7 protein-coding genes are annotated in these 12,716 nt (G+C 73.2%); 1 reads left to right on the plus strand and 6 read right to left on the minus strand.

What is annotated here, in order from left to right:
- Positions 1-130: 130 nt before the first annotated feature.
- The 6 genes from ACFWRV_RS22575 to ACFWRV_RS22600 form a co-directional block, all read right to left on the minus strand.
- Positions 131-1,759 carry an FAD-dependent oxidoreductase gene (locus tag ACFWRV_RS22575; protein WP_384337267.1) on the minus strand — a complete coding sequence of 543 codons (1,629 nt, stop codon included), beginning with the start codon at positions 1,757-1,759 and terminating at the stop codon, positions 131-133.
- A 103-nt stretch (positions 1,760-1,862) separates the two neighbouring features.
- The gene (locus ACFWRV_RS22580; protein ID WP_384337269.1) at positions 1,863-3,032 is read right to left on the minus strand and encodes a LacI family DNA-binding transcriptional regulator; all 1,170 of its coding nucleotides are present in this window, start codon (positions 3,030-3,032) and stop codon (positions 1,863-1,865) included.
- A 164-nt stretch (positions 3,033-3,196) separates the two neighbouring features.
- On the minus strand, positions 3,197-4,231 hold the full coding sequence (locus tag ACFWRV_RS22585) for a LacI family DNA-binding transcriptional regulator (RefSeq protein ID WP_384337271.1): 1,035 nt from the start codon (positions 4,229-4,231) through the stop codon (positions 3,197-3,199).
- Positions 4,232-4,281: 50 nt separating this feature from the next.
- A complete protein-coding gene (locus ACFWRV_RS22590) occupies positions 4,282-5,250 on the minus strand; it encodes an ROK family protein (RefSeq protein ID WP_384337273.1) in 969 nt (322 codons plus the stop codon).
- A complete protein-coding gene (locus ACFWRV_RS22595) occupies positions 5,250-6,977 on the minus strand; it encodes a class I mannose-6-phosphate isomerase (protein WP_384337275.1) in 1,728 nt (575 codons plus the stop codon). Before ACFWRV_RS22595 ends, ACFWRV_RS22590 begins: the two co-directional genes overlap by 1 nt.
- A 606-nt stretch (positions 6,978-7,583) precedes the next feature.
- Entirely contained in the window at positions 7,584-10,727 is a 3,144-nt protein-coding gene (locus ACFWRV_RS22600) for a sigma-70 family RNA polymerase sigma factor (RefSeq protein WP_384337276.1), read from the minus strand.
- Positions 10,728-11,110: 383 nt separating this feature from the next.
- Here ACFWRV_RS22600 and ACFWRV_RS22605 point away from each other — a divergent pair, with 383 nt between their 5' ends.
- Positions 11,111-12,115: a twin-arginine translocation signal domain-containing protein gene (locus tag ACFWRV_RS22605; protein ID WP_384337278.1), complete on the plus strand. Its 1,005-nt coding sequence runs from the start codon at positions 11,111-11,113 to the stop codon at positions 12,113-12,115.
- The last annotated feature ends 601 nt before the right edge of the window (positions 12,116-12,716 follow it).

Genomic DNA, 12,716 nt, shown 5'->3' on the forward strand with positions numbered 1-12,716 from the left:
ACAGGTGGAGCTGTCCCACCCGGCGTTCGCGTCCCGGACGCGGTGACCGCGGGTGCGATGACCGGGTACCGGCGACGGCGGTTCAGCGGCCGGAGCGCGGCGCACGCGGTCCGACGACCGTCACGGTGAGTCAGTAGCCGCGTACGTCGGGCCAGCGCCGCTGCACCCCGTCGCGGTCGAGCACGCGGGCGAACTCGTCGAACCGCTTCCCCTCGGACTGCACCTGGTGCGGGGTGACGCTCTCCCGCAGGCAGTGGGCCGCGAGCGCGCCGGCGGCCTCGCCGATGTTCCACTCCACGGGGTGGAGGCGGTGGCAGCCGTTGGAGATGTGGGTGGTGCCGATGTTCTTGCCGGCGGGCAGCAGGTTGCGGACCCGGCGCGGCAGCAGTGCCCCCAGCGGGATCTCGAACGGCACCGAGCCGACGTCGATGTAGTTGTCGCCGCCCGTCGAGGGGTGCAGGTCGATGCGGTAGCCGCCGACGCCCACCGAGTCGCGGTGGCTGGTGCGGCCGTACGCGCCGAGCAGGTCCAGCGACACCTCGCGCTCGGTGATCGTCTTGACCGCCTTGATGCGGCGCGACTCCCGTACGTAGGTGGCCTTGGCCAGACCGTCCTCCGTGCCCGTCACATCGGGGCGGATGCGCAGGCCGGGGAAGCCCGTGCCGCCGTCCTGGCGGGGGGCCTCCGTCTGGAGCCAGTACAGCAGCGACAGGCTCAGCTGGCGGGCCTCGAACTCGGCCTCCCTGGTGGTCTCCTCGCCGCCACCGATCAGCGGCTTGAGCCAGTAGTCGTTCAGCGGCCAGATGACCATGCTGATGTCGGAGTCGAACGCTCCGGGGCGGTGCAGGCCGCGCGCCAGAATGCGGCGGAAGCACCACAGCTCCTTGTCGCCGGCGTCCGTGCTCTGGTCGGCGCTCACGGCGAGCGGGTCCTGCTCGGGGTTGGGCACGAAGGTGCGGGTGAAGGACGGCATACGGTTGTTGTGCGAGGTGGCGCGGGTGTCGGGGGTGGTGAAGCTCAGCAGCGGACCGGGCCAGAAGTCCGGCTGGTAGGAACGCCAGAACTCCCAGTCCTGCGGCTTGTCGATGACGTGGTTCTCGCCCTCGTGGTGCGAGATCGCGAAACTGACCGTGATGCCCTGCTGGTTGAGCGGTTGCGCCACCTCCGGGGCGTGCGGCTCGTCGTGCTCGGACTGCGCCTCGGCGCCGATGACGTTCTCGACGCCGGCCAGTTCGAGGAGTTCGCCGGTCTCCGTCGCGTCGATGACGTACCGGCCGGTGAGGGTGCGGCGGGTGCCGTCGCGGATGTCCTCGACGGTCACGGCCCGCACCAGGTCCCCGTCCGCCTCGGCGGTGACCGGGCGGTGCTCGGTGAGGATCGTCAGCCGGCCCCCCGAGACGTGCGGGGCGAGCATGGCGTTCATCACGGCGAGCGCCACCCGCGGTTCGTGGCACAGCTTGCTGACGCGTCCGGCCCCCGGGTTGAGATCGGTCAGCGACGCGGCCTCCGCCCGCAGCGGGTACCACTGGCGGTAGAAGTCCCGTATCCCCTCACGGAGTTGACGGTACGTGGCAGTCGTGCCGAACTGCTCGACCCACGGGTGCTCGTCCGGGGGAACGCCCTGGCTGGTGAGCTGCCCGCCGATCCAGTCGGTCTCCTCGGTCATGATGACGGTGCTTCCCGCCCGGCAGGCGGCGAGAGCGGCGGCCACGCCGCCCAGTCCGCCGCCCACGATGAGGATGTCTGCTTCGGGTATCACGTTGCTCCTAGCTGGTGTGATGACGTCACTGCTCGGGTCGGCCCGCCGCTCCGGGAGCTGACGGGCGGACCCGGTCGTCGTGCGATCCAGGTGGTCGGTCGGTTCAAACGGACGGAGCGGCGCGGCGGCCCGGGGCCGGGCCCGCCGTCGAACCCCGCCGGAAGGTGCAGGCGACGGGAGGAGTGTCCGTCTCCTCGCCGGCGATCAGCGCCGCGAGCTGACGTACGGCCGCCGCCCCCAACTCGGCGCGCGGTACGTCGAACCCGGTGGCCTCGGGACCGTGGTCCAGGTCCGCCGGCGGACTGCCGAGGATGGCCAGCGACAGGTCGCCCGGGCACGACAGCCCGGCCGCGCGCACCGCGGTGGTGATCGCCCGCCACTCCGCCCCGGTGTCGCTCTCCTCGACCACGAACGCCGTGACCCCCTCGGCGAGCCGGTCCCGCAGCCATTCGGCGGTCACGTCCCGCGCCGGGTCGGACGTGCGGAAGACCGCTTGCGGCCCCGCTGTCATCCCTGACGCGTCCAGCCCCTCGACGAAGCCGCGCTGGCGGTCCGCGGAGGGCGGGTCGTCCTCGTTGCCGCGCAGGAGCATCACGCGCTCGTGACCCCACCGGGCCATCTCGGCGACGACCTCGCCCGTCGCGCTGACGTAGTCGGCCCCCACCCAGCGCAGGCCCTCCGGCTCGTCGCGGCGTCCCAGGTAGACGACGGGGAAGCCGTCGGAGATGAGGCGCTTCAGTTCGCCGCTGGGCGCGTGGCGTCCGATGAACAGGCACCCGTCCGCAAGCCGTACCCGGCTCAGCGCGCCCACCGGGTAGTCCGGTCGGTCCGGTGCGGACGCACCCGCGCCGCCGGAACTCGACCCGGTGAACAGCACCAGGTCGTATCCCAGCCGCGCCGCCTCCTGCTCCACGCCCACGAGGAACGGGTAGTAGGAGTGCTCGACGTCCGTCGGGAACGTCGCGGTGAAGCTGAAGACGCCCAGCAGGTCGTTGCGGGCCGCCGCCAGCCGCCGTGCGGCCGGATCGGGCACGTAGCCGAGGCTGCGCGCCGATTCGAGTACCCGCTCTCGGGTCTGCGCCGTGATGGCCTGCCCCTGCTTCCGGCCCGAGAGCACCAGCGAGACGGTGGCCTGGGACACCCCGGCCAGCTCCGCCACCTCGGCCTGCCGGGGGCGGGAGGTCTTTCCGGTCGGTGTGGGCGTCCGGCCGCGCTTCGCGCGATTCCGGGGCTGGTCCACGGTGTGGCTCCTCATGGTTCGACGGTCGTTCATGCGCATTACTGTTGCGCATTAACGAGCACTTTGAAGGACCTCGAATGGCCCGTCAAGAGGCCCGACAGCACTGATGTGGAAGGAGTTTCGCGACGGAGACGCCGGTGCGGGCGCACCGGACGCGCGCCAGGATCATCGGGCGCCGGCGGTCCGGCCGCGACGCGTCAGCGGGTGACGCCGTACCGGACCAGGGTGGTCGGCACGACCGAACGGCGGGCGGGACGGACCGGCGTGCCGGGCTCCGCCAGAACGCGGTCGATCAGCAGCCGGGCGGCCCGGCGGCCGATCTCGTCCGCGTCGTAGGACACGATCAGGAGCGGGCCCTCCAGTACGTCCGCCAACTCGACCGCGTCGAACCCGGCGAGGGCGGTGCCCGTCCCGATCTGACGTACGGCGCGGTAGGCGCCCAGGGTGAGCCGGTTGGTCGCGCAGAACAGCGCCGTCGGCGCGTCGGAGCGCTCCAGCAGGTCCAGCGCCGCCGCCTGCGCCGTGCCGATGTCCCGCGCGTCACGCCTCACCCACGCGTCGCGCACGGGCACGCCCGCCTCCTCCAGCGCCGCCCGCCAGCCGCGGAAGCGCTCCGCGCCGGTGAACAGCCCGGGAGGGTTGCCGAGGAACCCGACGGAGGTGTGACCGTCACGCACCAACTGCGCGGCGCCGGCCCGCGCGCCGCCGAAGTCGTCGACGAGCACGGTGTCGGCCTCGATGCCCGACGGCGGGCGGGAGGCGAGGACGAGCGGGGTGCCTCTCAGCGTCTCGGCGTCGAGGTGGGTCTGCTCGGAGGCGGCGGGCACGACGATCATGCCGTCCACGCGACGGGAGACCAGGTCGTCCGTCAGCTCCGCCTCCCGCCGCACCTCTCCGCCCGTACTGCCGAGGACCAGCCGGAGCCCGTGGTGCCGGGCGACCTCCTCGGCGCCCAGGGCGAGCCGGGAGTAGAAGGGGTTGGCCAGATTGGTGACGACCAGGCCGAGCAGACCGCTGGCACGCCCCAGCCGCAGGCTGCGGGCCACCTCGTCGAGCCGGTAGCCCAGTTCGTCCACGGCGGCCAGGACACGGGTCCTGGTACTCGGGCTCACCCGGGGCTCGCCACGTAGCACCCGTGAGACGGTCATCGGGCTCACGCCGGCCCGAGCAGCCACATCCCGGACGGTCGGCGCGGAGCGGCGCGGCCGTCCTGACCGGTCGGACTGGGGCACGGCGTTCCCGATCTGTTCGAGGCCCGGCGCTCCTGTGCCGCCGGCCGTCCTCAATCATAGGCGGGCCGCCGGGTACGGTCCGGGACACCGCCGGTCAGCGGCCCGGAGCCGGACGCCGCCCAGCGGGCGGCGCCCACCAGGGGGGCGTCCTCCGGACGCCGCGCGGAGCATGGCAGGGGCAGCACGGCACCGCCGCCGGGCCCGGCCTCGGCCATACCCGACCGGAGCGGCGCTTCCACCAGGTCCCACGAGCCGGCGATCGAGCCGCCGACCACCAGCACCGTGGCCTCGAAACGCCGCAGCCACGGCGCCATCGTCAGCCCCAGCGCCCGGAAGGCGTGGTGCAGGACGAAGCGGGCCGCAGCCTCCCCGGCGCGGGCGCGCTCGGCGATGGTCCGGACATCCGGCGAGACGTCCGCACCGTCGGGCGAGGCGCGCGCGTACGCGGTCCGGATGCCCCGCCGGGAGACGGTGTCCTCCAACGGCCGGCCGTCGAAGGACAGCCGGTGAGCCCGGCCCCCGCCCGGCACGAGCGGCCCGTCGTCGACCGGCACGCCGTGGTCCAGGAACGACGAGCCGACGCCGCTGCCGAGGGTGAGGCACACGGCGCGCGCGTGTCCGGCCGCGGCTCCGACGGCGTACTCCCCGATGCCGAACGCGTCGGCGTCGTTGACGAACCGCAGCGCGGCCGGCCCGGTGCGCATGCGCCGGCGCAGCTCGGCTCCCAGGTCGACGCCGTACAGGGAGTCGAACTTGCCGACGCCCTCGAAGCGGGCGACGCCCGTCGCGTACTCGAACGGGCCGGGCACGGCCACGCCCCAGCGGGCTCCACGGGGCGCGTCGATGCGGTCGGCGGTCGCGGCGATCCGGCCGAGGATCTCGTCCGCGCCGCCATGGCACGGCAGTTCCTCGCGCACGGGGGCGCCGATCACTGCTCGGGCGTCCAGGTCGATGAGAGCGGCCGTGACGTGGGTACCGCCGATCTCCAGCGAGGGGACCACGGCGGGGCCGTCCCGCATCAGCTCCTCCTGCTGACGAGCGAGGTCACGACGTGGACCGTCTCCTCGCCCAACGGCCGGATCCGGTAGCCGCCGACGGCGGCGGGCACGGTCAGCGTCTCGGCGAAGGCGAGTTCGTGGCCGCGGCCGTCCGCCGTCTCGACGACCACGCCCTGGCCGCGGGAGACGTTGAGGATGTGGAAGCGCCCTTCGGTGTCCATCGCGGCGGGGCCGGCGGCGGTCGTGCCCGGGTCGAGCACGACCCGACGCACCTCGTAGAACATCTCGGGGAGCGCGCCGATCACCTCCTCGCGCCAGCCGGGACCTTCCCGCAGCGTGCGGGGGCTCTGGACGAGGTCGCGCCGTACGTCCTCGCCCTGGCGGCCGAGGTCGAGGTTGGCGAACGCGTGCGCGTGGGCGAGCGGGCGCGGAGCACCGGCGGCGTCGGTACGCAGCCAGTCGTAGAAGCGCAGCGAGTAGAGGTAGGGAGTGGCGCTGACCTCCAGGACGAGGTTGCCTCGTCCTGAGGCGTGCGGGGTGCCGGCGGGGATCATGTAGAGCTGCCCCTCCCGCGCCGGGTGGCTCTGCACGAACCGCTCCACGTCCATCTCCTCGCCGTGCTCGACCGCGGCCACGACCTGCTTGCGCATCAGTCCCACGTCGCAGCCCTCCCGCAGCCCGAGCAGGACGCGCGGGTCCTCGCCGCGGGCGGCGGTGATGTAGTACGTCTCGTGCTGGGTGTAGGACCACCCGAATTGGTCGCGCATGTAGTCGGCGCGCGGGTGCAGGTGCAGGGAGAGGTTCCCGCCGCCGACGGTGTCGAGGTAGTCGAAGCGGATCGGAAAAGACGTACCGAACTCCTCGTGCACCTCCGCGCCGAGGAACTCCAGCGGGTGGAGAACGCAGAGCAGTTGGAACGGCAGCTCCACCTGCGCCTGCGGGCCCGGCCCCACCAGAACGCCGGCCTCCGGGGCGATGAGTTCGTAGCCGAGCGCTGTACTGCCGCCGTGCGGTGCGAACCCCAGCTCATCGACAGCCCACCGGCCGCCCCAGGGGGTCGAGTTGAAGTAGGGGCGCGTACGTACCGGTCCGCGGGCCAGCTCGGCGAGGGTGGCGCGGACGGCGTCGCCGTCGAGTGACGCCGGGTCGGACATGTCCTGCAGGTCCAGCCACCGGTCGATGCGGGACGCGAGGGCGTCGCGGTGCGTGTCGAGCACGGGCCAGTCGGCGTAGAACAGGCGACGCAGGTCGCCGGGCTCCTGGTGACGGCCGAGGTTCACCCCCACGGGCAGCTCGCCCGCCGCGACGGCCGCCTCGGCGTGGCGCTTGGGCAGGTCCGCGTACCACAGGACGTCGTGCCCGACGAGTGCCGCGCCGGGGCCGAAGACGATGACCACCCCGTGGTCGGGCTTCTCGGGCGCGGGCAGTTCGTCGTACAGCTCCGCCATGGGGACCGAGGCCAGCGGGAGGTAGTAGGGGTCGGCTCCCGGCCCGTCCCCGGTCCGCTCCAGGACGGTCTCCCACGCGGCCGCGCCCCGCCTCACGTCCACGGCGTCGACGTCCACCCCGCGCGCGTTCAGGGCTGCGGACAGGGCGGTCACGGCGGACTCCCAGTCGAGAGCGGCCGGGCCGTCCAACGCCAATACGGCCGGGGGGCCTTCGATGGTTCGCGCTGCGGCGTCCCACCCGCGCACCACCTCCCCTCCGACGGCCGGGTAGCGGGGATGGAGCTCGTAGGAACGGGTCATCTGAAGCCTCCGAAGGAACAGGTCAGCAGGTGTGTTATCGATACCATCGCGCGCCGCTCCCCAGCGCGGCCGAAGGAGGGGGGACGGGCGCGCGCGACCGCCACTGCGGCCGATGCGCGGGCCCAAGGTCAGGCCACGACACAGGAGATCGCCGCATGGGCAGACCAGGTGCGCATCATCGTTCATGCGCATTAGTGATGCGCATGAACGAAGTTTGGGCACAGTTCCGCCTCAGGTCAAGGGTCCGGTGGACTCTCGGCCTATCCGGCTGATGGAGGACCCGCGGCCGACTCGCCGTCACGGGGCGCGGACGAAGGCGCCGGAAGCTCGCGGCTGTTGGGGCCTCAGGAGTGCGCAGTCGTGCGGTTGCATGATTCCTCCGCTGACGGCGGTTGGCGTACCGTGCACTCCTCGGCGACCATCCCCTGCCACCCCGGGGTGCCTCCCCGTCTGCGCCATCGCGGTCGGCCGACTGTGGGGACCGACCAGGGCCCAGGAGCGTGTCGTCCGAGGCCCACCGGGTGGTGATGCGTCGCGGTGCCACAGCCACGGCCGGAAGTCCGGCTCCCGCTCCCGGACGGGGAGCCGGACCTCCGGTCACGCGACCTACGCCGAGCGGTGCCGGCCTGCCGCCTTCCGCCGCCGGCTCAGGACGAGGAACGCGCCGCCGGTCAGCAGCGTTACGCCCACGGCTGCCGGCCAGAGCTGAGCGCCGGTCACCGCCAGCACCTCACCGTCACCTCCGGACAGCGTCTTGGAATCACCCGCTCCGGCATCGCTCTTCGCGGCACCGGCATCCGGCTCGCCGCCGTCCGCCCGGGGAGCCTGCGCGATGGGAGTCGGCGCCTGGCCTCCCTGCGGCCGGGGCGCTCCGCCGCCGTCCGCGTCCTTCCGCGCGCCCGCCGGGGCTCCCGGGTCGACCGGTCGACCCGCCGGGGCGCCGATCAGCTCAGCCGTGCGCGCGTCGAGCGGCGCGCCCGTGCCGCCGAGCGGGCTGCCGCCGGGGATGGTGAAGTCGCCGCGGACGGGACTCGCCACCGCGTCCCGCGCGTCCTCGCCGGTGACCTGAGCTCCCGCACGCTCGTAGGAGAGCCCGCGCAACTCGTCCAGGCCGCCCGGCTCCAGCGCCGTGCAGGAGTCGCCCGCGGGCTGGAAGGTGCCGAGCCGCACAGAACCCGCCGCCGGATCGTCGACGTACGCGTTGTGGTCGAGCGTCGAGACCATGCGGGGCTGGACGGCGCAGGGCCACCGCTGCACGCGCAGGTGCTCCTTCGTGGTGTCCGTGGACGGGGCCACGAACAGGTTGTTGGTGACGCTCACGTCGCGCGTGGTGAACGTCGCCCCCGTCTTCGCCTCCCACGGCTGCGGCTTGCGCTGGGCGTTCTCCTTCACCAGCAGGTTCGTGACGTTGCCGGAGAGCGTGTTGTTGACGATCCGGGCGCCGGAGGCGTTGGCCACGGCGACGCCCGCACCGTTGTTCGCCGAGACGTTGCCCGCGAGCACCGCGCCCCGGGAGATCTCGAAGAACACGCCGAACTGGCGGTTGGCGGTCAGGCGGTTGCCGGTCACCTCGGCGTCGCGGACGTCGATGTCCAGCCACAGCGCGTGGGCGTAGTTGCCGAGGAGGTGGTTGCCGCGCGCGGTGACCCCCGCGGAGTCGGTGACCTTGATCCCGGCGGCGTCCCAGGCGGTGCGGAACCCTTCGGTGTTGTTGTACGACACCAGGTTGTTCTCGAGCAGCAGGTTCGTCGCCTTGCCGCCGCCCATGCCCTTGCGGCCGTTGAAGCTGAGGTTGCTGCCCCGGACCACCACATCGTCGGGGCCGCCGTCGCCGAGCAGGTTGACGCCCATCACGCCGTTGCGCACCGCCGTGACCCGGTCCACGGTGACGCGGGGCGCGCCGATCCGCAGGCCCTCGTCGCCGTAGTGGGCGAAGCCGATGCCGCGCACCTGCGTGCCGGCGGTGGCCGGGCCCCAGACGGTGAGGCCGTAGCGCTGCGAGGTGGCCTCCATCGTGCGACCGGACGGGTCCGCGCCGACGCACAGACGCTTGCCGCCGGGGTCCACGGCGAAGGTGCCCGCGCGGACGTCGTCCACCCCCGCGACCTGGCGCAGCGCGGAGCCGTCGGCGTAGACCTGGTCGCGGCGGCTCGCCATCGGGGAGTCGGGGTCCAGGTACTCCTCGGGCTTCTCCCACGCGGGCGCGGTCAGGTGGTGCTCCCACGGGGTGCACCACCGGCCGTCCTCGCCCGACCAGTCCCGCACCTCCTCGCTGCCCTTGAGCCACACCTGCGCGCCGGGCGCGGACCGGACGGTGACCTGCTTGCGAACGGCGAGCTTGCCCACCCGGTAGGTGCCGCCCCGCAGGACCACAGTGGCCCCGCGCTTCGCGGCGGACAGCGCCTGCCGCAGATCGCCGTACGGCCGGCCCTCCGAGCCGTCGCCCCCGTCGCCCGCCTTGGCGGACACGTGGACCGCGCCCGAGGGGACGGGGCTGCCGTCGTCCGCGATGCGGGGCAGTGGCCCCCTGACCGTTGCCGGTCCGGTGACACGGGCCGGCAGCGCGTCGCCCAGCGGGGTGCGGGGCGCGGTGGCCGCCGAACGGCTCGGGCGTGCAGGGGGCGCGGAGTTGGAGGCGACGAGGGATGCGGTCGGCGTCAGCCGCGTGGCGGGCCCGGGCGCCGGGGCGGGAGCGGACGCGCGCGCCTCGGCCACCTGCCCGGGCGACGCGCCGGTGGGTCCGGCGAAGGCGGCGATGGCGACCACCGCGGCCGTGCCCACCGTGGCGGCGGCCACCGCGGCCGGCTTGGCCACCCCGCCGAGGTGCCGCAGGTGCCGGACACGGGCGGGACCGGCCAGAGCGGAGGCGACGCCTCCGGGGTCGCCGGCGGTGACGGTGGCGGGATCGGCCGGGGGCGCGCCGACCGATCCCGCGGCCGCGTCAGTGAGTTCTGCCGGAAGCTTCGGGTTGTACAGAGCCAGCGGCAGCGGCACCAGGCCGAGCCCCGTCAACAGCCCTTCCGCAGGGAGGAGTTCACCGGCAGCGCGGCCGCACGGGGCGCACTCCCGCAGGTGCCGGGCCAGCCGCTTGCGCATCAGCGGGGAGGGCCTGCCGTTCCAGGAGCCCAGCAGCGCGTCGAGCTCGGGGCACGGGGCAGTGCGGCCGTGCCGGTCGAGAAGGGCGACGATCGTCCGTGCGGTGTCGAGCTGTTCGCGCATCCGCTGTACGCGCACCGCGGCGTGCGCCAGTGGCACGGCCAGTCCGGCGGCGAGGTCGTCCCGGGTCAGCTCACCGGCCAGTTCCAGCCACCACAGGGACGCCGTCTCCCGGTGTCCGGGGTCGAGCCAGGCCATGGCGAGCGCGGTCTCCCGGCGCTGGCCGCTGAGTTGCATGCGCAGTACCGCCGCCTCCTCGAAGCCCGTGCCGGGCAGGGCGCTGTCCATCTCCTCCTCGGCGGGCACCCGCACCGGGCCGGCCTGCTCCGTCCGCCACCGGTCGCGCACCTGGCGCAGGGCTATGGAAACCAGCCAGGACCGGTAGCGGTCCGCATCGCGCAACTGCGGAAGCCCGGTCAGCACACGCAGCACCGTCTCCTGCACCAGGTCGTCGACGTCCGAGCCGCCCCCGACCGCACGGCCCACCACGTTGTAGACGAGGGGGAGCGAGTCCTCGACGAGGTCGGCCATCGCCCGCCGGTCGCCGGCGCGAGCGGCGCGCACGGTGCGGAACTTCGCTTCTGAACTCTGCACTCGAAACTCCTGAGACATGATCGGGACACCTGGACCGCGGGGGCCCGAGACCTCTTCGTGAGGCCTCACCCTGGCAGACGTGCTGCGGGAACGCGGATAACGGGAATCCCCGAACAGCGGAAGAAGAATGCCGAACCCGCCGGACGCCCGGCCCTGTGGGGCCGCCGCCCCCGGAGCGCGGGATGCGCACGGTGGGCGGGGCCGTCCGCTGTCCCTCCGGAGCCGTGGGACGCGCACTGCGGGCGGGGTCAGCCGCCCTCGCTGGGGGGCGCGGGATGCGCTCTGTGCAACCGTGCCGCATCCCTTGACACGTCCGGCGGATCGGAGTTCTCTTCAGCACGCCCTACAACCTAGTTGCAGATAATGCAACATCGGAGGTTCGTATGACTCTTTCCCGACGCCGAGTGCTCCAGGGCCTGGCCGTCGCCGGTTCCGCCGCGGCTCTCCCCGCGGTGACCGCTTCCCCGTCGCATGCGCTGGCGGGATGGCCCACCTTCACCTTCCGGCGGGAGGCGTTCCGCCGCGAGGACCTCGCCTACAACCCGACCAACGAGCTGATCTTCCCCTGCATCCGCAAGGTGGAGGGCCGAGCGGCCAATCCGCTGGGCCGGTACTACCTCTACTACGCGCCGCACGACCCGCCGGGCGGCATCTGCGTCGCGTACAGCGACGACCCCGGCGGGCCGTTCACCGAGTACACCGGCAACCCGCTCGTCGCGCGGAACTGGTCCCCGCACTACTCCGTCTCCCACGTGTCCTCGCCCCACGTACTGTGGAACGAGTCCAACCGGACCTTCTACCTGTACTTCCACGGCGAGAACAACACCATGCGGTTGGCCCGTTCGGCCGACGGACTCAACTGGACGTACGACAGCGTCATCCTGACGACAGCTCAGTTGCCGTCCGGCGTCACCGAGACGTCCTACGCGCGCGCGTTCCGGCACACCATCGCCGGTCGCGGCAACACCTACATCATGCTGTTCATGGGCAACCAGGCAGGCACCCGGAAGATCTGGCTGGCCTGGTCGAACGACCAGCGCAACTGGACCGTGCGGCAGACTCCGCTGATCTCCCCGGCGGCGGACGGGGAGTCGCAGATAGGCAACCCGCACCTGGTGCTCAAGAACGGAGTGCCCCACGTGATCTACAACGGGTCGCTCGGCCGCATCTACGTCACCCGGGTCGGGGCGGCCTTCACCGAGGAGGCGCACCTGGGTGCGATGCACACCCCGCTGTCCGGCTTCCCCGACTACGGCCGCGCGGCCGCACCCGCCTTCGCTCAGGTGGATGGCGTGGTCTACATGTACTACGAGGCGGGCATCCGACTCGACGGCCGGATCGCCATCGCCACCGCCCCAGCGGTCAGCGATCTGACCTGGCCCATCTGACCGGGCCCGCCTGAACCGGCCCATCTGACCGGCCCGCCTGAACCGGCCCATCTGGCCGCTCTCCTCGCCGGTCGGGGATCTGCGGTGATCACGGCTGGACATCCGGCCGGGGCGGTGGCCTTACGCATCGGACTGTTCGCCAACTGCCGGGGGAGATGGCATGGTTCCCCCGGCGGTGATGGCCACCGCGATCCCGCTCACCCGCCCCCGGGCCATGGCCTGGTCTTCCCGCCCGAACTGCTGCGGCCGGATACGTGTCAACACCGGCGGCGGGGCGCCCAGCCCCAGCGCCCCGTGCGACGCTCCGGCGACCCCGCTCCGCGTGTCTACCGTTCCGGCCGCACCGCCGCACCCTTTCCGGCGCAGCGCGCCTCGCGCTCGTCCCGGATCGGCTCGTCGGCCAACGCGCGAAAGGCCCCCGTCTGTAGCGTGGCCCGCACCGGCGTCGCCGCTGACGCGCTGCGCACCGGTGGAGCGCGCCTGATCGGGGGCTGTCGGCACCGACGAGCCGGCAGGGGTCGAGGTCCTGTACGGACCCTGCCCCCTCACCGTGGTCATCCCACTGATGCCCGACACGTGAACCGGCTCCTCGTCCGCTCCG

The organism is Streptomyces sp. NPDC058576, from assembly GCF_042718715.1.
In the GTDB taxonomy this organism is placed as follows: domain Bacteria; phylum Actinomycetota; class Actinomycetes; order Streptomycetales; family Streptomycetaceae; genus Streptomyces.